This window comes from Haliea atlantica (assembly GCF_054779855.1).
In genome coordinates this window covers 1-21,258 of record NZ_BAAGXL010000019.1, presented here as the reverse complement: position 1 = coordinate 21,258, position 21,258 = coordinate 1, and the positions used below count along the sequence as shown (strand labels likewise).

Below are 21,258 nucleotides of genomic sequence, written 5' to 3'. Positions count from 1 at the left end.
TTTGAGGAAAACCGATGAAACGCATTCGCGTCACGCTGCTTGCGCTGGCCCTGGCCAGTACTGTGGCCACCTCACACGCCGCGTCACTGCGCGATATCTACGAACTGGCCCTGACCAACGACGCCCAGCTCAAGGCGGAACAGGCCCAGTACAAGGCCAACCTGGAGACTGAAAAACTGAGCCGGGCGGCCCTGTTGCCCCAGGTCAATGCCACCTGGGACTACACCGACACCGACCAGGATGTGACCGGGGAAAGTTTCGCGGTGGAGGAGGACATCACCGCCATCCAGACCCGCACCAACACCGACACCACCCGGGACGGCTATCAGATCTCGCTGAACCAGGCCCTGTTCGACCTGCCGGCCTGGTTCACTTTCCAGTCCGGCAAGGAATTCAGCAAGCAGGCGGAAGCGACCTTCGCCGCCAACCAGCAGAACCTGATCCTGCGCGTCGTTGAGGCCTACCTGGCCGTACTGAGGGCCCAGGAAATTCTCTCCGCTTCCCAGGCGCAGGAGCGCGCCCTGGAACGCCAGCTGGAGCAGACCCGCCAGCGTTTTGAGGTGGGCCTGATCGCCATCACCGATGTCTACGAGGCTCAGGCCGCCTACGACCTGGCCCAGGTCAACCGGATCACCGACGAAAACAGCGTTTCCGTCGCCCTCGAGCGCCTCTCGGTGCTGACCGGGCAGGAGCACAGCAACCTCGACGTGCTGCAGGATGACTTCGAGGTCAAGCTGCCAGCGCCCAATGACCGCGCCGCCTGGGTCGAGTTTGCCCTGGAAAACAATTTCAATCTGCAGGCCGCCCGCCACGCCGAGGAAGTTTCCCGCCAGCTGGCCCAGGCCAACCGCATGGAGCACGCTCCCAGGGTCAGCGGCAGCGTGTCGATGTCCGACTACGACACCGAGGGTACCCTGACCCGTCGTCCGGCCACTGCCTTCGACACCGTCCCCGACAACACCACCGAGCAGGACCAGTGGCAGATCCGCGTGGATATTCCCCTGTTCAGCGGCGGTGCGGTCAGCGCCAACCGGCGCAAGGCGGCCCAGGAATTCATCGCGGCGCGGGAAAACCGCATCAACCTGACCCGCAATACCGTCACCAACACCCGCTCACTGCACATGACCGTGGTCTCGGACGTTTCACGGGTCGCGGCCCGTGAACAGGCGATTGTCTCCTCGAAGAGCGCCCTGGATGCCACCCAGGCCGGCTATGAAGTCGGCACCCGCAACGTGGTGGACGTACTGAATGCCCAGAACACCCTGTTCGCGGCGCGCCGGGACTATGCCAACGCGCGCTACGACTACATCACCAATACCCTGCGCCTGAAGGAGCAGGCGGGCCTGCTCAGCCCCGAGGACGTCTACCGCCTCGACGAGTCCCTGGAAGCGCCGGAGCCACCCTCGGCCAGCGAGGAGGAGTAAACAGCGGTGCCGGGTTCTGTGCCGGCGGAGCTGCCCGCCTGGATCGGCGGGGTCCGCGGCTTCCTGGAGGACCACGAAGCTGCCGCGCTCTACACCGCGGCGCGCGAGGCCTGCCATCTCGGCCCGATCCTCGAAGTGGGCAGCTACTGTGGCAAGTCCACCCTCTACCTGGGCCTGGCAGTGCGGGAGCAGGGCGGCACGGTGTTTGCTCTCGACCATCACCGCGGCTCCGAGGAGCACCAGCGCGGCGAGCTGTTTCACGACCCCGCGCTCTACGACCCCGAGCTCGACGGCATCGACAGCTTCCGGGAGTTCCGCGACAACATGCGCCGTGCCGGCCTGGAAGAGACAGTGGTCCCGGTGGTCAGCCAGTCGGCCGTCGCCGCCCGCCACTGGCAGACGCCCCTGGGCATGCTATTCATCGACGGCGGCCACAGCCTGGATGCCGCCCTCACCGACTACCGCTGCTGGGTGGGTCACCTGCGCTGCGGCAGCCTGCTGGCCATTCACGACGTCTACCCGGACGCTGCCGCCGGCGGGCAGGCACCGCGGGCGGTACTGCGCCTGGCACTGGCCTCGGGCCTGTTTCGTCAGCGGGATCAGGTAGGCAGCCTGGCACTGCTGGAGCGCCTCTGAAGCGACGCGCAAGTGGGCGACTGCAGGCCGGGAGCCCGGCGACGCCAACGCGAGTACGCCGGCTTGCCGCCGCGCCTCAGGCGGGGTCGCCGCGGCTGCGCTGGACGGGATCCGCGGCGCCCGGTTCCAGCAGGGTAACCCGGGTGAACAGACTCGACGCCGCGGTGTGACTGGTCAGGGCATCCGCGGCCAGGAGAACTGCCCCCGCGGTCCAGGTGGGCTTTTCCTCCGGCCACAGCAGATCTTCGACAAACTGGTAGCCGGTCCAGTAGGCGCCGTCACTGTCGCGCCACTGGTGCAGCCAGCTGTACAGTTCCACCGCGCGGGCGTGGTCGCCGGCGGCCAGCAGGGCCATCACCAGCTCACAGGATTCGGCGATGGTGACCCAGGGCTGGTCGGCAACACAGCGGCAGCCCATGCCGGGCCGCACGAACTCCGACCAGCGCGCCGCCAGGCGCTCCCGCGCGGGACGCCCCTGGAGCACCCCCGTCAGCACCGGGTAGAACCAGTCCATGGAGTAGCGCGCCTTGCTCTCCCAGGTGCGATCAAAGCGCTCGGGGCGACTGCGCAGAGCCTGCCCCAGCTGCTGGCGCGCCTGCAACCACTCGGGGCGCGGCTCCCCCAGGGCAACAGCGATGTTGTGGGCGCACTCCAGGCTCTTGAAAATGGAACTACAGCCGGTCACCAGGGCATCTTCCAGCGGCCTGCCCGCGGTATCCACCGCCCAACCGATCTCGCCGCGGGGGCCCTGCAGGCGCAGGACAAATTCCACCGCGCGCTCCACCACCGGCCACAGTTCGGCGAGGAAGTCGCGATTGCCGCTGACCAGGTAGTGGTGCCAGACTCCCGTGGCAATATAAGCGACGAAATTGGTTTCTCGCCGGTGATTGTTGTCGACCGTCTGCCCACGATAGGAAGCCCACCAGCTGCCATCCGCCAGTTGCAGCCCGGCGAGCCAGTGGTAGGCGCGCTCGGCGGCCTCCAGCTCGCCACCAATCGACAGGCCCATGGCCGCCTCGACGTGGTCCCAGGGGTCGGTGTAGCCCCCCTCGAACCAGGGAATCTCACCGTCCGCACGCTGGGTCTCGAGAAGAAACTCCACCGTGGGTCGCAGAAACTCCTGGGGGAACAGACCCCGGCTCAGATACAGACCGCTCACGTCTCGCCCCCCTCCCGGTAATACAGCACCACGCTCTTGCCCAACAGCGGGTTCAGCAAGCGCTCGAGAACCCGGGTCACACGCGGCGCACTGAGCATGTCCCAGACCAGCATGCGGTGGTAGAGGCGAACCAGCGGGTTGCTTTCACGGGTGCGCCAGAACAGGCAGCACAACCACCAGTAGGGACTGTGCAGGGCATGCGCACCGTGGCGGCGATAGCCGGTAAAGCCCACCCCCTCGACCTCGGCGTGCAGCCTGTCGATATCGAAGATGCGCACATGGCCACCGGGAACCTCGTGGTACTCCCGGCTCAGCCACCAGCAGATGCGCTCCGGCCAGGCCCGCGGCACGCTGATACAGAGCAGCCCACCGGGCTTCAGCACCCGGCGCATTTCCGCCAGAGCACCCCGGTAGTCGGGCAGGTGCTCCAGCACCTCGGAACAGATCACCCGGTCAAAACTGGCATCGGGAAAGGGCAGCGACAGGGCACTGCCCTGGACAAAACCGAGCTCCCGGCCGTCCGCCGCCGGGGTGAACTCCGCCGCACGCTGCCGGGCCGTGCACAGGTCCGGCAGGCTGAGATCGAGGCCCACGGCATGCACCTGGCCCTGGAGCCAGGTGCCGATGCTGTGGCGCCCCTCCCCGCAGCCCAGGTCGAGAACGCGGTCGCCCGGGCGCAGGGGCAGGAAGCGAAAATCAACGGTCTGCATGTTGGATCACACGCCGGTACAGCGCCTCCATGTCCCGGGCACACACGCTCCAGCTGAAGCGCTCGACAATTCTCTGCCGACCCCTTTCCCCCAGGCACTGCCGTTGCTCCGGGTCTTCCAGCAACCCGGCAATCGCCGCCGCCAGGGCACCGGCATCTCCCGCCGGGACAATCACCCCGGCGTCACCAACCACCTCTGGCAGGGCACCACCGTCGGTGGAGACCACCGGAACCCCACAGGCCATCGCCTCGCCGGCCGGCAGCCCGAAACCTTCGTAAAGCGAGGGCACTACCGCGAGGCTCGACTCGGCGTAGAGCTGCACCATTTCCTCGGTGGTGATGCCACTCACCAGGCGCAAGCGGTCGCCGATGCCCAGCGCGGCGATCAGCTGCTCGGTGGCACCACCGGGCTCGGGTCGACTCACCAGCACCAGCTCCAGGTCCGGCCAGCGCTGCAACAGCGACGCAAAGGCCTGCAGCAGATAGCGCAGCCCCTTCAGGGGCGAATCTGCCGAGGCGATACTCATCAGGCGCCTGGGCTGGCGCGGCACCTCGGGGCGTGGACAGAAAACTTCGGTATCCACGCCGTTGGGGACCAGGTCAATGCCCGCTGGCTGCAGGCCGAAATCCCGGGCAATGTCCTGGCGCGAGCAGTCCGAGACCGTGACCACATGGTGCAGCTGCCGGGCCACGGCGCGCTGCATGCGCAGGAAGCTGTACCAGCGGCGCACCAGTACGCGGTCCCACCAGTGCGGTGCGGCCTCGAGGGCGATGCGAAAATCACTGGTGATCGGGTGATGGATGGTGGTGACCAGCGGCAGGCCCAGCGCCTGCAGTGCCAGCATGCCGTAACTGAGGCTCTGATTGTCGTGGATGAGGTCGTAGCGGTGGCCGTGGCGGCGCAGGTATTTCACCACGCGGCGGCCAAAGGTATAGGGCTCGGCGAAGCCCCCGGTCAGCTTGCTCGACCACTCGATCAGATTGCTCAGAGATCGCAGGTGGCGCGACCGCAGGGAGGCCAGACCGTGCTCGAACAAGTCGAGGCTGGGAATCTGGATCAGGCGCACCCCAGGATCCAGCTCCGGGTAGGGCGGCCCGGAAATGACGTCCACCTGGTGCCCCGCCTCACACAGGGCCCGGCTGAGGTAGCGCAGATAGATACCCTGGCCGCCACCCGTGGGCTTGCTGCGGTAGCCAAGCAGTGCGATGCGCAGGGGACGCTGAGGCGGCGACTGTGCCGTGGGCGGCGCGCTGCCGGCGGATTCCGTCGGGTTGACGCTGGGCACTGTGTCCAGGAAGTTGATGGTGGTTTCCCCTCGAGTTCGGCGTCCGGGAACGGGAGCGGAATACCACACCGACCGACGACCGGGCAGCACCGCGAAGCTTCATTCTAGCAGTGCGCTGACAGCCGGCGCCAGCCCTGGACTAGCGATCGTTAGTCTTTCACATTCCCCGCCGTATCTCCGCGAATGACGGTAATTTCCCGTATAATCGGCCACTTTGCGTGACCAGGGAGCCGCACCATGCCCGCCAGCAGCCAGTACAAGGGAATCATTCTCGCCGGGGGCTCGGGGACCCGCCTGCACCCCCTGACCAGCACCGTCAGCAAGCAGCTGATGCCGGTCTACGACAAGCCGATGATCTACTACCCGCTGGCGACCCTGATGCTGGCGGGCATCCGCGAGATCCTGATCATCACCACACCCCGGGACCAGCAGGCCTTCCGCGACCTCCTCGGCGACGGCAGTGCCTGGGGCATCCAGATCAGTTACACGGTACAGCCCAGCCCCGACGGCCTGGCGCAGGCCTTTCTGCTGGGCCGCGACTTCATCGGCGACAATCCGGCCGCCCTGGTGCTGGGGGATAACATCTTCTACGGCGGCGGCTTCACCCGCAGCCTGCGCCAGGCCGCCAGCCGCGACGCCGGCGCGTCGGTATTCGCCTACTACGTTCACGATCCCGAGCGCTACGGCGTGGTCAGTTTCGACAGTCAGGGCCGCGCCATCGACATCGAGGAAAAGCCCGCTCAACCGCGCTCACACTACGCGGTCACCGGCCTGTATTTCTATGACAATGACGTGGTGGACATCGCCCGCGACATCCGGCCCTCGGCGCGCGGCGAGCTGGAAATTACCGACATCAACCGCGCCTACCTGGAGCGCGGCGACCTGCAGGTGGAGGTGATGAGCCGCGGTACCGCCTGGCTGGACACCGGCACCCACAACTCGCTGCTCGACGCGGCCAACTTCATTCGCGTGGTCGAAGAGCGGCAGGGCCTGAAGATTGCCTGCCCCGAGGAGGTCGCCTGGCGCATGGGCTATATCGGGACCGAACAGCTGCTGTCGCTCGCCGCGCCACTGGAAAAAAGCGGTTATGGTCTCTATCTGAAACAGGTGGTCAGTCAGGAAGCGGGGGTCATCGAGCATGATTTTTGAACCGACATCTCTGCCCGGCGTATTTCTGCTGCAGCCGCGGGTCTTTGGCGACGAGCGGGGCTTCTTTCTGGAAAGCTGGAATGCAGCTACCTTCCGGGAGGCGGGCTTTGACCTGGATTTCGTTCAGGACAATCACAGCCGCTCCGCACGGGGCATCCTGCGCGGGCTGCACTACCAGACCCGCCACACCCAGGGCAAACTGGTGCGGGTCACTGCGGGCGCGGTGTTTGACGTCGCCGTGGACCTGCGCCGCGACTCGCCGACCCTGGGCCAGTGGTTCGGCGCCGAACTGTCGGCGGAAAACCACCGCATGCTCTGGGTTCCCCCGGGTTTCGCCCACGGCTTTTACGTGCTGTCGGAATCGGCCGATTTCCAGTACAAGTGCACCGACTACTACGATCCGAAAAGCGAGATCACCCTGGCCTGGAATGACCCCCGGGTCGGCATCGACTGGCCAATTCCCCCGGGTGAATCACCGCAATTGTCCGGCAAGGATGCCGAGGGCCTGGCCTGGGCGGATGCCCCGCTGCTCGACTGAGCGCCGCAGCGACAGCCGGTCGACAGCGGCGCCCGCAGCGGGCCACTGACCTCAGGTCAGCAGCGGGCGCCACCAACTGTCGTTGGCGAGGTACCAGGCAACGGTGCGACGCAGCCCGCTCTCGAAGGTCTCCCGCGGGGCATAGCCGAGCTCCCGGTTGATCTTGTCAGCGTCGATGGCATAGCGCCAGTCGTGGCCGGCGCGATCGCTGACAAAGCGAATCAGGTCCCGGGCACTGCCGCCATTGGCCTGGGGGGCATCGGGGAAGCGCTGCGCCAGCACCGGGTCACTGTGGAAGCAGGCATCCAGCTGGTCGCAGAGCAGCTCGACGATCGCCAGGTTGCTCCACTCGTTATTGCCGCCGATGTTGTAGCACTCGCCCACCTGCCCGCGCTCCAGGACCAGCTCGATACCGCGGCAGTGATCCTCCACATACAGCCAGTCGCGAATGTTGCTGCCATCCCCGTAGATAGGCAGCTCGCGACCACGCAGGATATTGGTCAGGCACAGGGGGATCAGTTTCTCCGGGAAGTGCCAGGGTCCGTAGTTGTTGGAGCAGTTGCTGGTGGTCACCTGCAAGCCATAGGTATGGTGCCAGGCCCGCACCAGGTGGTCCGAGGCCGCCTTGCTGGCCGAGTAGGGCGAGTTGGGCTGATACTGCAGGTCCTCGCGAAAGGCCGGGTCGTCCGCGCCCAGGGAGCCGTAAACCTCGTCGGTGGAGACGTGGTGAAAACGGTGCTCGCGCGGACTCCTGCCCGAGAGCCAGTGCTCCCGGGCCGCCTTGAGCAGGGTGTGCGTGCCCACGATATTGGTCTCGATAAAGGCATCCGAGCCGGTGATGGAGCGGTCGACGTGACTCTCGGCGGCAAAGTGGACCAGGGTATCCACGCGATGCTCGCGCAGGGTGTCCAGCACGGCCGTGTCATCCCGGATATCCGCGTGCACGAAGTGGAAGCCGGGTTTCGCCTCCAGCGCCGCGAGGTTGGCGCGGTTGCCAGCATAGGTCAGGGCATCCAGCGCTACCAGGGTGTCACCGGGGTGCCTGGCGTGCCAGTAGTGCATGAAGTTGGCGCCAATAAAGCCGGCGGCGCCGGTCACCAACAATGATCTAGCCATCGGAATTGTCCTTGTAGTCCAGCAGCATGCGCCGCAGTTGCTCGCGCCAGTGTAGCGGGGTCAGCTCCAGGGCCGCCCAGGTAGTGCGCTTGTCGAGAACGCTGAAAGCAGGGCGCCGGGCCGGTGTCGGGTAGTCGCTGGCGGGTATCGGGCGCAGCGCGAGGGTACGGGGCAGCAGCCCCAGGGCATGCCCCTCCTCGGCAATCGCCTGCGCGAAGTCGTACCAGCTGCACACGCCGGCATCGCTCCAGTGGTAAACGCCCCCGGGAACAGCGCGCGCAATCGCCGACCAGATGGCCTGCGCCAGACCCTGCGCCCAGGTCGGCGTCCCCACCTGGTCATCCACCACCGTCAGCTGGTCCCGCTCGGCCATCAGCCGCAGCATGGTCTTGACGAAGTTACCGCCGAAGCGCGAATACACCCAGCCCGTGCGCAGGATGACGGCCTCCGGGAGTGCAGCCTGCACCGCCTGCTCCCCGGTCAGCTTGCTGCGGCCGTAGGCACCGAGGGGCGCGGTGGGCGCTCCCGGTGGGTAGGGCGTGCTGCGGGCACCGTCAAAGACGAAGTCGGTGGATACCTGTATCAGGCGCGCACCCGAGGCAGCGCAGGCGGCCGCCAGGTTACCGGGGCCCTCGGCATTCACCGCCATCGCCAGGTGCACCTCTTCTTCGGCGCGATCCACCGCGGTATAGGCCGCCGCGTTGATGACCCACGTGGGTGTGTGCTGGCGTACGCACGCAGCCACGGCCCCGGGGTCCGTGATGTCCAATTGCCCCCGGGACAGGGCCACCAGCTGCACCCCCTCGGGTACAGCTGCCTGAAGGGAGCGGCCAAGCTGCCCGTCTGCGCCGGCCAACACGATTCTGGTCTGCAAGAAAAATACCTTCTACCTGTTCACAGCAGCGCGCTATGTTACCCAGTCCTCCCGGTAAACACACCCGCATCGCTGCGTCTTGCCCCTCCGGTCGCTGGGGGCGAGGTATCGCGCCCGCGCGGCCTCAAGGGGGCCGGGTGCGCCGAAACTGCAGATCGTCCGTGACGAATTGCCAGTAGTGGCGGGTGCTGAGCCGCAACTCGTCGATGCGCCGGAAATCAGCCTGCACCCAAACCGGTCCCAGGTGCGAGAGGGGAAGGCTGTCATGGTAGAGCCTCTGGCCCTGCCGCCAGCCCTCCAGCGCCAGCTCTTCACCTTCGGCAGCGGGCCAGGCCACGGCGAACCAGCCACCCTCGAAATCGAACACTTCGCCGGGCTGTTCATGTGTGATGGTGACCGGATAGCCGGAACTGTTGTAGCCAACCCCGCGGCCGTCCATCAGCAGATTGACGTAGCCCGGGCCCTGGTAATGCTGGTTGTCGACTGCCAGCAGATAGTCGAAGCCCAGCCCGCGATAGCCGCGGGGCAGCTTGTCGATCACTGCCCGCTGCAGCGGCTCCTCGAAATCAAGCTGCACCTCCCGGGGCAGGGGCGCGGGCAGCGGCGATGCCGACAGGGCAGCGAGATACACGGGCGCCTCGCTCACCTGCACCTCGCGGACGAGCCGCCCCTGTCCATCCAGCAGCTGCCAGTGACCCGCCTGCACGGCTACCCGAAAGGCCCCGGACGCAAGCGCAACCGGGTCACCCACCGGACCTTGCAGCTGCCAGCCACTGACCCCGGCGGGCACCACCCCGGAGATGGTCAGATCCGGCGCCAGCCCCACGACCGCAGGCGGTGTATCGGTCACCATGCCGGCCGGTGAGCCCTGCAACGCGCTGAAGGTCGCCGCCTGTCTCGCGTTGCCGGTAGTTACCTGCCACCCCGGGGGAACCATCACTTCAAAGTGATAGGGCTCGCCAGCCCGGGTAATATCCTCGTCATCGCCCCTCAAGCGAACGGAAAAATTGGCGTAGCCATTTATGTTGCTGCGCTGGGCGCGCAGGTCGCCAGCGGGACGCTCGAGCAGGAAGGCCACCCCAGCCATCGGCAGATCACCGCCATCCATCACACCATTGCGGTTGCGGTCGCGGAAAGCAAAAGCGGACAGGTTGAGTGCCGCGGACGGCGCGCTCTCCCAATCCCGCTGCGGATACCACGCCTGCTCCCGGGAAACCGGCGGCGTGCTGACGGCAGGCGCGGGCGCGGAAGCGGGCGCCAGATACAGCCACCACAGCAGCAGGGCCGAGCCCGCCAGCAGCAGGAGGGCAAACAGATTCTTCAGCATGGTTTCTCCGGGACTCGCCTGAGCCCGACAGTATGCCCTGCCATGCAGGCGCTGCAAGCCCCACACCGCCCGGCACGCGAGCCCCACGCTCCGCAACGAAGGCGCGGCACCGCGGCGGACTTTCGGCACTGAAAGCTCGGGGGCGTTTGCCTGGCGCTGACGGAGCCGTCATCATGTGCCGCCTGCGAAGACCGAGGACATGTGAATGGATATCGCCACCCTGCGAGAATTCTGGGACCTGGTTGTGACCGTGTGGAAGCACGGCGTCTACGGCGTGGATATCGTGCATATCCTGGTCGCCCTGCTGATCCTCATGATATTCCTGGGCATTCGCAACCTGTTCTCGCGCTATGCCCTGGGGGCACTGCACCGCTGGGCGCGACGCAGCGAGAGCGAGATTGACGATGTACTGCTGGATGCCCTGCGCAACCCCCTGCGCTTCGTGCCGGTTGTCGTAGGTTTCTTCTTCGCCGCCAGCGCTCTCAAGGTCGAGGGCGACGTGGAGGCCTTCCTCTACAACATCAACCGCTCCCTGGTGGTGTTCACCATTTTCTGGGCCCTGCACCAGCTCTGCGGCCCCGTGGGTGTGGTGCTCGAGCGCAGCCGGCGCCTGCTCACGACCGCCATGGTGCAGTGGATCGTCAAGCTGCTGCGCGTGGTATTCATAATGCTGGGCGCCGCAGCCATTCTCGAACTCTGGGGTATCGCGGTCGGTCCGATCGTCGCCGGCCTCGGCCTGTTCGGCGTCGCAGTGGCCCTCGGCGCCCAGGACCTGTTCAAGAACCTGATTGCCGGCCTGTTCGTGATCGGCGAACGCCGCTTCACCGTCAGCGACTGGATCAAGGTCGACGGCGTGGTCGAGGGCACCGTGGTGGAGATCGGCTTCCGCACCACCACGATCCGCCGCTTCGACCGGGCGCCAGTCTATGTGCCCAACTCCCGCCTGGCGGACAACGCGGTAACCAACTTCTCGCGCATGACCCACCGCCGCATTTTCTGGATGATCGGGGTCGAGTACCGCACCACCCTGGAGCAACTGCGCCAGATTCGCGACAGCATCGAGCGCTACATTCTCGACAGCGACGAATTCGCCACGCCCGAAGAAGTCTCCACCTTTGTGCGTATCGACTCCTTCAACGACAGTTCCATAGACATCATGCTCTACTGCTTTACCCGCACCACCGTGTGGGGGGACTGGCTGGAGATCAAGGAACGCCTTGCCTACCGCATCAAGGAGATTGTGGAAGAGGAGGCGGGTGCCGGCTTTGCCTTCCCCAGTCGCTCCCTCTACCTGGAGGCCAGTGGGGAGAGCAGCGAGCCTTTCCCCCTGTCCCCGCCTTCCGCAGCCAGCCAGGTGGCAGCTGCCGGGCAACTGCCCGGACAGGCAGCGGCCGAGTCAAGCAGCGGCGGCAGCAGCAAAAGCTGAAACGGCCCCGGCACCGCCGGCAGAGAGCTTCAGCAGCGAGGCAAGAGCCAGTGGTCGAGGTCCGCCAGGACCTGCGCCCGCTCGGGCTCGTTGAAGACTTCGTGATACAGCCCGGGGTAGAGGCGCAGGGATACGTCATCGCTGCCAACCCCTGCGGCGAGATCGCGGGAGCCGGCCGGGTCGGTGAGACCATCCGCCTCACCGTGGAGGATCAGCAGTGGCTGGGTCAGGCGGGCGGCCTCGGCCCGCACCCGCGCCATGGCGGCAAACATCTCCGCCACCAGCCGCACCGTGAGGCGGCCGTGGTGCACCCGCGGGTCGGCACGATAGTCCACCACCACCTGCGGGTCGCGGCTGACCAGCCCCGCGTCCAGGCGGACTGTTCGCAGGCGGGGCAAGACACGGGACAGACAGCGATTGAGCGCCAGCAGCCAGGCGGGCGGTGCATCGGGTATGGCCAAGGCCGGCGCCGATAGCACGACGCCAGTGAAAGGCTGGCGGGTTTCCAGAAGATAGACCGCGGCGATCAGGCCACCGAGGCTGTGTCCCAGCAGGAAGCAAGGCAGACCAGGGTAGTCGGTGGCGATAATCTCACGCAGCTGCGACAGGGGGTCGAGGAAGGCCTGGAAGTCACAGATGTGGGCGCGGGCCCCCGGGGAGTCGCCGTGACCGCGATGGTCCGGGGCTAGCACCGCCAGGCCCAGGCCCATCAGGTGCTCGGCCAGGGCCTGATGGCGACCGCCATGCTCTCCGAGGCCGTGAACCAGCAGGACGGCCCCGCGAACCCGGCCCGGTGGCTCCCAGCGACGCCAGACGACGCCACTGGGCAGCACACCGCGCCGAGGCTCGATCATGCCACCGGTGTCAGCCAGTCGGCGTTCTGGGGACGTTTGCCGCGCACGGCGTCGAAGTACATGGACTGCAGCTGGGCGGTCACTGGCCCGCGGGAGCCGCTGCCGATCTGGCGACCGTCCAGCATGCGGATTGGCACCACCTCCGCCGCGGTACCGGTAAAGAAGGCTTCGTCGGCGACATAGACTTCGTCCCGGGTGATGCGCTTTTCGCGAATCGTGTAACCCAGCTCCTCGGCCAGGGCAAACACCGTCTTGCGGGTGATACCGTCCAGGCAGGAGGTGAGGTCCGGGGTGAAGATCTGGTCCTCACGGACAATGAACACGTTCTCGCCACTGCCCTCGGCGACATAGCCCTCGTTGTCCAGCATCAGGGCTTCCTCGGCACCACTGTCGATGGCCTCGCGCAGGGCCAGCATGGAGTTGATGTAATTGCCGTTGGCCTTGGCCTTGCACATGGTGATGTTGACGTGATGGCGGGTATAGGAGGAGGTGCGTACCTTGATGCCGCGATCCCGGGCCTCCGGATCCATGTAGGAAGGCCACTCCCACGCGGCGACTACGACGTGGGTCTTGAGCCCGTCGGCGCGCAGCCCCATGCCCTCGGAACCGAGGAAGCACATCGGCCGCAGGTAGCCTTCCTGCAGGCCGTTTTCACGCACGACCTGGCGTTGCGCCTCGTTCAGCGTGTCCTTGTCCCAGGGCATCTGCATGCCCAGGATATGGGCAGAGCGGAACAGGCGGTCGGTGTGTTCCTTGAGTCGGAAGATGCAGGTACCGCGATCCGGGGTGTGGTAAGCGCGCACGCCTTCGAAAACACCCATGCCGTAATGGAGTGTGTGGGTGAGCACGTGCACCTTGGCTTCGCGCCAGGGGATCATTTCCCCGTCGAGCCAGATGACACCATCGCGGTCCGCAAAATTCATCACTCCACTCCTGTCACATTCAGTCAATCGGTTGGTACCCGGCGGCCACCACCTGACGCACCGGCGGCGACCGGCTAGTCCGCTCCAGTTCCCTCCGCCACCCCGGCAAACAGCTGTTGCCAGGCAGCCGTGACCGCGGAGCGGTGCACCGCGTACTCCTCGGTGGAGATACAACCGGGCTGCTGCTGCAGGGCGAGCTGGTGGGCGGCCGAACGGTAGGCGAGATAGGCCTCGACCAGCGCATCGGCGTCGCGCTGCTCGAACAGGCCCTCGCGAGCCAGGGTCTCGAGGATGCGGATGTTATCCGACCAGCGGGTCAGCTCCGGCACGCGATGGGACCACGCCAGAACGGCATATTGCACCATAAATTCGATATCGACGATACCACCCGCATCCTGTTTGAGGTCAAATTTGTCAGCCTCGCCGGCACAACTGCCCAGCTGCTCACGCATGCGGCGACGCATGGCCACCACTTCGGCGGCCAGCTCCGCCTCGTCTCGCGCGGTGGCCAGGACCGCGTGGCGGATGGCCTCGGCCTGTTCACCCACCGTGCGGTCCCCAGCCACCAGGCGCGCACGCACCAGGGCCTGGTGCTCCCAGGTCCAGGCGGAAGACTCCTGGTAGTTGCGGAAGCCCTTCAGGCTGCTGGCCAGCAATCCGGACTCGCCGTCGGGGCGCAGGCGCATGTCGACCTCGTAGAGCTGCCCCAGGGCCATGCGGGTTTCCAGAATATGGATGACGCGCTGCCCGAGACGGAGGTAGAAGCGGGCGTTATCGATGCTGCGCTCACCGTCCGTCACCCCCTGCGGGTCGGCATCGTAGAGAAAGACCAGGTCCAGATCCGAGCTGTAGCTCAACTCGATGCCACCCAGCTTGCCGTAACCAAAGATGCAGAAGCCGTAGCCGTCGCCATCCCGCTGGGGCTTCCCATAGCGGGCCGTGAGGTCGGCCCAGGCCACCGCAACCACCTGGTCGAGGATCACCTCGGCGATCCAGGTCAGCTTGTCACTGACCTTCATCAGCGACAATCGTCCCACCAGCTCACTGGCTGCCACGCGCAGGATCTGAGACGCCTTGAAGTAGCGCAGAGCATCCATCTGGCTCTCCAGGTCCCCCGGCTGCAGGCGCGCCACCTGCTGCTGCAGATCGGAGGCGAGCAGGCCGCGATCGGGCGCGGTGTACAGACTGGCGCGGTCCAGCAACTCGTCCAGCAGTACCGGATGGCGCGCCAGTTGCTCGGCAATCCAGGGGCTGGCGCCACAGAGCAGGACCAGCTCCGCCAGGGCCTGGGGGTTCTCCAGCAAAAGCACCAGGTAGGCACTGCGGCGCAGCACCGCACTGACCAGCGGCAGGATGCGCTGCAGGGCGCGATCGGGATCGTCTGCCTCACAGCAGGCAAGCAGCAGGCGCGGCATGAACTGCTCGAGGCGAGCCCGCCCCTCCGGCTGCACCGAGGCGAGACGGGTGCTCTCGCGCAGCGCCTGGATTGCCGCCAGGCTTTCGGGCGCCTGCCGGTAACCCAGCTCGGTCAGGGTGGCCGCTTCCAGGTTCTCGTCCCAGGGAGGCAGCTCCTCGCCGTTGCCGTTGGCCTCCTCGTCGGGCTCGGCGATCAGCTCCCGGAAATGCAGCGCGGCCCGCTCTCGGTGCGCCGCCAGGGCCGCCGTGAACGCCGGCCAGTCGGCAAAGCCCATGACTTCGGCCATGGCCAGCTGGTGCAGCTCGTCGCCGGGCAGGGCCTGGCTCTGCTGGTCCCGATAGCCCTGGATGGCGTGCTCGCAATCGCGCAGGAACAGGTAGGCCTCGCGCAACTCCGCCAGCACCTCCGCCGGCAGGACGCCGAGGCTCTCGCACTCGGCCAGGATCGAGAGCAGCTCCCGCTGCTGCAGGCCGAGGTCGCGGCCACCGCGGATCAGCTGGATGCACTGGGCCACGAACTCGATCTCGCGGATGCCGCCGTGGCCGAGCTTGACGTCCGCCTGCAAACCGCGGCGTCGCACTTCACTGTTGATCATCTGTTTCATGCCGCGCAGGCTTTCGATAACCCCGAAATCCACGTAGCGGCGGAACACGAAGGGGCGCAGCATGGCCATCAGTTCGGCGGCACGCCGGGGGTCGCCGGTGACCGGTCGCGCCTTGATCATCGCGTAGCGCTCCCAGTCGCGACCCTGATCCTGGTAATACTGCTCCATGGCGGAAAAGTTGAGCGCCAGCGCCCCGCTCTCGCCGTAGGGCCGCAGGCGCATGTCGACCCGGAATACGAAGCCGTCCACCGTCATCTGGTCCAGCGCGGCAATCAGCGCCTGGCCCAGCTTGGTGAAGAACTCGGCGTTGCTGAGGCTGCGCCGCTCGCCGTCGGTTTCCCCGGCCTCGGGGTAGGTGAAGATGAGGTCGATGTCCGAGGACACGTTGAGCTCGCCGGCACCCAGCTTGCCCATGGCCAGCACAATCAGCCGCTGGTGTTCGCCGGAACTGCGACCCCGCGGGACGCCGAAGCGCCCCTCCAGCTCCGTCTGCAGCCGCTCGCAGGCCAGACCGATGCAGGCATCCGCCAGCGCGGACATGTCCGCCATGGTCTCCCGGGTATCCGCGGTGCGACTGAAATCGCGCCAGACCACACGCAGCATTTCCCGCTGGCGAAAGCGGCGCAGCTCGCGGTGCAGGTCGGCCCCCTCGGCCGACAGGGCCTCAGCGAGCAGCTCGCGCAACTCGTCGGGCCGAGAGCTGCGCTGCAAGCGACCACTGCCCAACAGCTCGGTCAGGGGCTCGGGGTTGCGCCGCAGAATGTCGGCGATAAAAGGGCTGCAGGCGAGGATGCGCGGCAGCTGGGCGCGACTCGCCTCGCAGTGGGCAAGCGCTGCCTGCAGCTCACCGACAGCGGCCTGGCCAGGCTGTTCCAGCACCCACTGCCAGGCGGTCTCGGCGGCCTCGGCCAGTGGAGTGGGCAGGGAAGCCGTTGAAAGCGCGCTAGACATGCAGAATCCTCGAAACCTGCTGGAGGTAAATGAACAGATTTCATGCTATCACAGGCACTAGGGCGCGAATGCTCCGCCATGTGACAGGGGCCGCATCAGCCCCTATACTTCGCGCCTGCATCACAGGAGCCAGCCATGCCCGGATCCAACCCGCTCAGCGATCTCTTCGGTCGCTCCCCCATTCGCCCCATCCAGCAACACATGCAGGTGGCCAACGACGCCGCGCAACAACTGCCGGCCTTCATGCAGGCCGCCCGCGGCGGTGACTGGGACGAAGCGCAGGCCATCTTTGTGCGCATCAGCGATGCCGAGAGCGAAGGCGACAAGCTCAAGCGCTCGGTGCGACGGCACCTGCCGAAGTCGCTGTTCCTGCCGGTACCGCGCTCCGACCTGCTGGAACTGGTCACCATCCAGGACCATGTGGCGAACATCGCCAAGGATGTCGCCGGCCTGATGCTGGGCCGGCAGATGCAGTTCCCCGAGCCCCTGCAGCCGCACCTGATCGAATTTACCGAGGGCGTGGCCGCAACCTGCACCCAGGCCCTGGTCGCCATCAGCGAGCTGGACGAGCTGCTGGAAGTCGGCTTCAGCGGCCGCGAGGTGAAGCATGTTGAGGGCCTGATCCAGGAGCTGGACAAACTGGAGGGCCGCACCGACGAGCAGTCCCAGGCCCTGCGCGCCAGCCTGTTCAGTATCGAAAGAGAACTGCATGCGGTGGACGTGATGTTCTACTACAAAATCATCGAGCTTCTCGCCGCCCTCGCCGACGCCGCCGAGCGGGTTGGCCACCGACTGCAAATCCTGATCGCCAAGTAACTCCTGATCCAGCAACAAGGACCCCGGCATGGAAATCATTTCCGAGTACGGCACCATCCTGCTCATCCTGGCCTGCGCCTTCGGCTTCTTCATGGCCTGGGGCGTGGGCGCCAACGACGTCGCCAATGCCATGGGCACCTCCGTGGGCTCGAAGGCACTGACCATCAAACAGGCCATCCTGGTGGCGATGGTGTTCGAATTCCTCGGCGCCTACCTGGCCGGTGGGGAAGTCACCTCGACCATCCGCAAGGGCATCATCGACCCCGCCATCATGAGTGCCAATCCAGAACTTCTGGTCTACGGCATGCTCTCGGCCCTGCTCGCTGCGGGCACCTGGCTGATGATCGCCAGCATCAAGGGCTGGCCGGTATCCACCACGCACTCGATCGTGGGGGCCATTGTCGGCTTCGCCGCCGTGGGGATTTCGGTGGAGGCAGTGGCCTGGGGCAAGGTGGGCGCCATCGCCGCCAGCTGGATCGTGTCCCCACTGCTCGCCGGCAGCATTGCCTTCGGCCTGTTCATGAGCGTCAAGATTCTCATCCTGGATACCGAGGATCCCTTCCAGCGAGCCAAGAAGTTCATTCCGATCTACATGTGGCTGGTGGGCTTCATGATTTCCATGGTCACCCTGCTCAAGGGCCTCAAGCACATCGGTGTGGACCTGGATCTCGGCCTGGGCAGCAAGTTCGCCAATGCCGTGCCCGTGTCCGCCCTGATCGGCCTGGTCGTGGCCGGCCTGGGCAGCCTGCTGCTGCGCCGTATCAAGGAACTGCCCACCCACGGCCACCGCTTTGCCAACGTCGAGCGGGTGTTCGCCATCCTCATGGTATTTACCGCCTGTGCCATGGCATTTGCCCACGGCTCCAATGATGTCGCCAACGCCGTCGGCCCGCTGGCGGCCGTGGTCAGCACGGTGCAGTCGGGCGGGCTGGTCTCGGCCGAGGCCTCGCTGCCCTGGTGGATCCTGCTGGTCGGGGCGGGCGGCATCGTGGTCGGCCTCGCCACCTACGGTTTCAAGGTGATCGCCACCATTGGCCGCAAGATCACCGAGCTGACCCCCAGCCGCGGCTTTGCCGCGGAGCTGGGAGCCGCCACCACCGTGGTCCTCGCCTCCGGCACCGGCCTGCCGATTTCGACCACCCACACCCTGGTGGGCGCGGTGCTCGGCGTGGGCTTCGCCCGGGGTATCGCGGCCTTGAACCTGCGCACCATCGGTTCCATCTTCCTGTCCTGGATTGTGACACTGCCCGCCGGGGCAGCGCTCTCGATCCTGTTCTTCTTCTTCTTCAAGGGCATCTTCAGCTAAGCATCCGCGGTGGTTGACGTCGCGACCACCGCCAGACTACCGTGGGCATCCAGCCGTCAGACGACACCGTCCGGGTGCCCGCCACGCCATGTCCACTGATCACAGTCGCATTATCCGCCAGCTGGGCGAGCTGATCCGCACACCCTCGGTCAGCTCCACCGACCCCGCCTGGGACCAGGGCAACCGCGCCGTGGTGGAGCTGCTGGCGGCGTGGCTGCAGGACATGGGCTTCGCCGTCGAACTGATGCCGGTCTCCGCAGACGGCCGCAAGGCCAACCTCATTGCCACCCTGGGTTCCGGACCGGGCGGCCTGGTACTGGCCGGCCACACCGATACCGTGCCCTTCGACGAGGGGCGCTGGCGCTCCGACCCCCTGCGCCTGAGCGAGCGCGACCAGCGGCTCTACGGCCTCGGCAGTACCGACATGAAAGGTTTCTTTCCGGTAGCCCTGGCGGCAGCGGAAGCCTTTCTCGAGCAGCCTCTGCGCCAGCCACTGATCATCCTCGCCACCGCCGACGAGGAGAGTTCCATGGACGGCGCGCGGGCGCTGGTGGCGGCGGGCCGGCCGCGGGCCCGGGCGGCGATTGTCGGCGAGCCCACCTCGCTGACACCGATCCGCCTGCACAAGGGCATCATGATGGAGGCCATCCGCGTCAGCGGACGCTCCGGCCACTCCTCCAACCCGGACCTGGGCCTCAACGCCCTGGATGTGATGCAGGAGGTCCTCGGCGAGCTGATGACCTTCCGCAGCGGGCTGCGCCAGCGCTTTGGCAACAGCCGCTTCGAGGTGGCCTGGCCAACCCTCAACCTGGGCTGTATCCACGGCGGCGACAATCCCAACCGCATCTGCGGCAGCTGCGAACTGCACTTCGACCTGCGCCTGACGCCCGACGCCGCGGAAGCGGGTGTACGCGAGGAGCTGGAGCAGCGCCTGCAGGCCATCGCCCAGCGCAGCGGTGCCGGCCTCGAACTGCGGCCGCTGGTGGAACCGGTGCCCCCTTTCGAGCAGGCCGCGAGCAGCGAGCTGGTACGCCTGGCGGAAACCCTTACCGGCCACACCGCCACCGCCGCCGGCTTCGCCACCGAGGCGCCGTTTTTCCACGCCCTGGGTATGGAGACCATCGTCATGGGGCCGGGCAGCATCAACCTCGCCCACCAGCCCGATGAATACCTGGAGCTGGCGCAGATCCAGCCGGCCATCGACCTCCTGCGCCAGTGCATTGCCCGCTACTGCCTGTGAGCCCATCCGAACTGCGGGCCCGGGCTGTGTAATATTTGCTTGGTGTCCGGGGCGCCGCCTGCGGTAACCTTGTGCGCCTGTCCAGAACACTCCGGGAAGCAAGGCCGTGACGACACCCAACCGGGCGCATATCCGCTGGTTCCGCAATACTGCGCCCTATATCAACGCCCACCGCGGGCGCACCTTCGTGCTGATGCTGGGCGGCGAGGCGGCGCTGGAGCCCACCTTTGCCACCATCATGCACGACATGGCCCTGCTGCACAGCCTGGGAGTGCGCCTGGTGCTGGTACACGGCAACCGGCCGCAGATTGACGAGCGCCTGGAGCGCGCCGGCATCGAGAGTCGCTTCCACGACGACATGCGCATCACCGATCCCGCCACCATGCACCATGTCACGGATGCGGCGGCATCCCTGCGTGCACAGATCGAGGCGCTGCTATCCATGGGCCTGCCCAATTCGCCGATGCAGGGGGCGCGCATGCGCGTTTGCTCCGGCAATTTCGTCACCGCCCGCCCCCTGGGGGTGCACGACGGTGTCGACTTCCAGCACACCGGCCGGGTGCGGCGCATGGATAGCGCCGGCATCCAGCAGCAGCTGGCCGCCGGCTCTATCGTCTTGCTCTCTCCACTTGGCTATTCCCCCACCGGGGAGATCTTCAACCTCACCCTGGAGGATGTCGCGGTGCACTGCGCCGCCGCCATCGGTGCCGACAAGCTGTTGATGCTGGGGGCCGCCCCCGGTGTCGCTGGGCCCGAAGGCCGCCTGATCCGGCAGCTGGCGGTCGGCGAGATTCCCGGCCTGTCGGTGGACGACACCGAACAGCAGCGCCTGCTGACCACAGCGCGGCGCGCCTGCCTGGCGGGGGTGCCGCGCTGCCATATCATCAGCTACCGGGACGACTGCGCCCTGCTGGAGGAGCTGTTCACCCACGACGGCAGTGGCACCCTGGTGGCCAAGGACGACTATGAGCAGGCCCGGGCCGCCAACATCGATGACGTCGGCGGCATTCTCGAATTGATCGAGCCCCTGGAGCAGGAAGGCGTGCTGGTGAAGCGCTCCCGGGAGCTGCTGGAAACCGAGATCCGCCAGTTCCGCATCCTCGAGCGGGATGGGCGCATCATCGCCTGCGCTGCGCTTTATCCCTTCGCGGAGGACGGCTGCGGCGAGATCGCCTGCATTGTCTCCCACCCCGACTATCGGGGTGGCCAGCGGGGCCAGCGCCTGCTGCGCGCACTGGAGGCCGAGGCCCGGCGCCTGGGCCTGGACCGGGTGTTTGTGCTGACGACTCAGACGGCCCACTGGTTTATCGAGCAGGGTTTTGTGGAGCAGCCCCGGGACAGCCTGCCGGCGGCGCGCAAGCAGCTCTACAATCTGCAGCGCAATTCCAAGGTCTTCTTCAAGCCGCTGGCCTGAGGGCCACTGCGTCGCCGCGGGTGGCTTTGCGGTCTGGCGACCGCTGCGTTGGTGTGGGTGGTTGATCCTCCTCTGCTCCGTTGCGGGCG

The 21,258-nt window shown here is 66.6% G+C and carries 18 protein-coding genes; 9 read left to right on the top strand and 9 right to left on the bottom strand.

Translation table 11 applies throughout. From position 1 onward, the window contains the following. Positions 1–14 precede the first annotated feature (14 nt). The gene (locus tag ACYVGS_RS11855; RefSeq protein ID WP_460588897.1) at positions 15–1,424 is read left to right on the top strand and encodes a TolC family protein; all 1,410 of its coding nucleotides are present in this window, start codon (positions 15–17) and stop codon (positions 1,422–1,424) included. Positions 1,425–1,430: 6 nt separating this feature from the next. Further along, positions 1,431–2,060, top strand: coding sequence for a class I SAM-dependent methyltransferase (locus ACYVGS_RS11850; RefSeq protein ID WP_460588896.1), 630 nt, complete (start codon positions 1,431–1,433; stop codon positions 2,058–2,060). A gap of 76 nt (positions 2,061–2,136) precedes the next feature. Here the strand turns inward: ACYVGS_RS11850 and ACYVGS_RS11845 are convergent, their stop codons facing one another. Genes ACYVGS_RS11845 through ACYVGS_RS11835 form a run of 3 tightly spaced genes read right to left on the bottom strand, consistent with a single transcriptional unit; the run spans position 2,137 to position 5,214 of the window. Next, a complete protein-coding gene (locus tag ACYVGS_RS11845; RefSeq protein ID WP_460588895.1) occupies positions 2,137–3,219 on the bottom strand; it encodes a prenyltransferase/squalene oxidase repeat-containing protein in 1,083 nt (360 codons plus the stop codon). Next, positions 3,216–3,929, bottom strand: a complete 714-nt coding sequence (locus ACYVGS_RS11840; RefSeq protein ID WP_460588894.1) for a class I SAM-dependent methyltransferase — start codon at positions 3,927–3,929, stop codon at positions 3,216–3,218. Before ACYVGS_RS11840 ends, ACYVGS_RS11845 begins: the two co-directional genes overlap by 4 nt. Continuing rightward, positions 3,916–5,214, bottom strand: coding sequence for a glycosyltransferase family 4 protein (locus tag ACYVGS_RS11835; RefSeq protein ID WP_460588893.1), 1,299 nt, complete (start codon positions 5,212–5,214; stop codon positions 3,916–3,918). The genes ACYVGS_RS11840 and ACYVGS_RS11835 overlap by 14 nt, the downstream gene beginning before the upstream one ends. A 237-nt stretch (positions 5,215–5,451) precedes the next feature. Here ACYVGS_RS11835 and rfbA point away from each other — a divergent pair, with 237 nt between their 5' ends. Next, positions 5,452–6,363, top strand: coding sequence for a sugar nucleotidyltransferase (gene rfbA, locus ACYVGS_RS11830; RefSeq protein WP_460588892.1), 912 nt, complete (start codon positions 5,452–5,454; stop codon positions 6,361–6,363). Next, positions 6,353–6,901, top strand: coding sequence for a dTDP-4-dehydrorhamnose 3,5-epimerase family protein (rfbC, locus tag ACYVGS_RS11825; protein WP_460588891.1), 549 nt, complete (start codon positions 6,353–6,355; stop codon positions 6,899–6,901). The genes rfbA and rfbC overlap by 11 nt, the downstream gene beginning before the upstream one ends. A gap of 51 nt (positions 6,902–6,952) precedes the next feature. On the opposite strand, the gene rfbB is transcribed toward rfbC, so the two are convergent. The 3 genes from rfbB to ACYVGS_RS11810 form a co-directional block, all read right to left on the bottom strand. After that, positions 6,953–8,017, bottom strand: a complete 1,065-nt coding sequence (gene rfbB / locus ACYVGS_RS11820; protein ID WP_460588890.1) for a dTDP-glucose 4,6-dehydratase — start codon at positions 8,015–8,017, stop codon at positions 6,953–6,955. Continuing rightward, on the bottom strand, positions 8,010–8,891 hold the full coding sequence (gene rfbD, locus ACYVGS_RS11815) for an SDR family oxidoreductase (RefSeq protein ID WP_460588889.1): 882 nt from the start codon (positions 8,889–8,891) through the stop codon (positions 8,010–8,012). The genes rfbB and rfbD overlap by 8 nt, the downstream gene beginning before the upstream one ends. 124 nt (positions 8,892–9,015) lie before the next feature. Further along, entirely contained in the window at positions 9,016–10,218 is a 1,203-nt protein-coding gene (locus ACYVGS_RS11810; protein WP_460588888.1) for a hypothetical protein, read from the bottom strand. Positions 10,219–10,423: 205 nt separating this feature from the next. Between ACYVGS_RS11810 and ACYVGS_RS11805 the strand changes: the two genes are divergently transcribed. Then, a complete protein-coding gene (locus tag ACYVGS_RS11805; RefSeq protein ID WP_460588887.1) occupies positions 10,424–11,644 on the top strand; it encodes a mechanosensitive ion channel family protein in 1,221 nt (406 codons plus the stop codon). A gap of 29 nt (positions 11,645–11,673) precedes the next feature. On the opposite strand, the gene ACYVGS_RS11800 is transcribed toward ACYVGS_RS11805, so the two are convergent. The 3 genes from ACYVGS_RS11800 to glnE all read right to left on the bottom strand — a co-directional run bounded on the left by ACYVGS_RS11800 (position 11,674) and on the right by glnE (position 16,393). Beyond that, positions 11,674–12,498, bottom strand: a complete 825-nt coding sequence (locus tag ACYVGS_RS11800; protein WP_460588886.1) for an alpha/beta hydrolase — start codon at positions 12,496–12,498, stop codon at positions 11,674–11,676. Continuing rightward, positions 12,495–13,421, bottom strand: a complete 927-nt coding sequence (locus ACYVGS_RS11795) for a branched-chain amino acid aminotransferase (RefSeq protein ID WP_460588885.1) — start codon at positions 13,419–13,421, stop codon at positions 12,495–12,497. The genes ACYVGS_RS11800 and ACYVGS_RS11795 overlap by 4 nt, the downstream gene beginning before the upstream one ends. Before the next feature lie 74 nt (positions 13,422–13,495). Beyond that, entirely contained in the window at positions 13,496–16,393 is a 2,898-nt protein-coding gene (glnE, locus tag ACYVGS_RS11790) for a bifunctional [glutamate--ammonia ligase]-adenylyl-L-tyrosine phosphorylase/[glutamate--ammonia-ligase] adenylyltransferase (RefSeq protein ID WP_460588884.1), read from the bottom strand. Positions 16,394–16,528: 135 nt separating this feature from the next. Here glnE and ACYVGS_RS11785 point away from each other — a divergent pair, with 135 nt between their 5' ends. The 4 genes from ACYVGS_RS11785 to argA all read left to right on the top strand — a co-directional run bounded on the left by ACYVGS_RS11785 (position 16,529) and on the right by argA (position 21,169). Continuing rightward, positions 16,529–17,209, top strand: coding sequence for a DUF47 domain-containing protein (locus ACYVGS_RS11785; protein ID WP_460588883.1), 681 nt, complete (start codon positions 16,529–16,531; stop codon positions 17,207–17,209). A gap of 28 nt (positions 17,210–17,237) precedes the next feature. Continuing rightward, positions 17,238–18,515: an inorganic phosphate transporter gene (locus ACYVGS_RS11780; RefSeq protein WP_460588882.1), complete on the top strand. Its 1,278-nt coding sequence runs from the start codon at positions 17,238–17,240 to the stop codon at positions 18,513–18,515. Positions 18,516–18,603: 88 nt separating this feature from the next. Beyond that, the gene (gene argE / locus ACYVGS_RS11775; protein ID WP_460588881.1) at positions 18,604–19,755 is read left to right on the top strand and encodes an acetylornithine deacetylase; all 1,152 of its coding nucleotides are present in this window, start codon (positions 18,604–18,606) and stop codon (positions 19,753–19,755) included. A 106-nt stretch (positions 19,756–19,861) separates the two neighbouring features. Beyond that, positions 19,862–21,169 (top strand): N-acetylglutamate synthase, encoded by a 1,308-nt coding sequence (gene argA, locus ACYVGS_RS11770; RefSeq protein WP_460588880.1) that lies wholly within the window; start codon positions 19,862–19,864, stop codon positions 21,167–21,169. The last annotated feature ends 89 nt before the right edge of the window (positions 21,170–21,258 follow it).

Bases quoted from the DNA above. Each gene is read 5' to 3' on its own strand.
- ACYVGS_RS11855 (WP_460588897.1), top strand. From the start codon at position 15: ATGAAACGCATTCGCGTCACGCTGCTTGCGCTGGCCCTGGCCAGTACT.
- ACYVGS_RS11840 (WP_460588894.1), bottom strand. From the start codon at position 3,929: ATGCAGACCGTTGATTTTCGCTTCCTGCCCCTGCGCCCGGGCGACCGC.
- rfbA (WP_460588892.1), top strand. From the start codon at position 5,452: ATGCCCGCCAGCAGCCAGTACAAGGGAATCATTCTCGCCGGGGGCTCG.
- rfbC (WP_460588891.1), top strand. From the start codon at position 6,353: ATGATTTTTGAACCGACATCTCTGCCCGGCGTATTTCTGCTGCAGCCG.
- rfbB (WP_460588890.1), bottom strand. From the start codon at position 8,017: ATGGCTAGATCATTGTTGGTGACCGGCGCCGCCGGCTTTATTGGCGCC.
- ACYVGS_RS11810 (WP_460588888.1), bottom strand. From the start codon at position 10,218: ATGCTGAAGAATCTGTTTGCCCTCCTGCTGCTGGCGGGCTCGGCCCTG.
- ACYVGS_RS11805 (WP_460588887.1), top strand. From the start codon at position 10,424: ATGGATATCGCCACCCTGCGAGAATTCTGGGACCTGGTTGTGACCGTG.
- ACYVGS_RS11800 (WP_460588886.1), bottom strand. From the start codon at position 12,498: ATGATCGAGCCTCGGCGCGGTGTGCTGCCCAGTGGCGTCGTCTGGCGT.
- ACYVGS_RS11795 (WP_460588885.1), bottom strand. From the start codon at position 13,421: ATGAATTTTGCGGACCGCGATGGTGTCATCTGGCTCGACGGGGAAATG.
- glnE (WP_460588884.1), bottom strand. From the start codon at position 16,393: ATGTCTAGCGCGCTTTCAACGGCTTCCCTGCCCACTCCACTGGCCGAG.
- ACYVGS_RS11785 (WP_460588883.1), top strand. From the start codon at position 16,529: ATGCCCGGATCCAACCCGCTCAGCGATCTCTTCGGTCGCTCCCCCATT.
- ACYVGS_RS11780 (WP_460588882.1), top strand. From the start codon at position 17,238: ATGGAAATCATTTCCGAGTACGGCACCATCCTGCTCATCCTGGCCTGC.
- argE (WP_460588881.1), top strand. From the start codon at position 18,604: ATGTCCACTGATCACAGTCGCATTATCCGCCAGCTGGGCGAGCTGATC.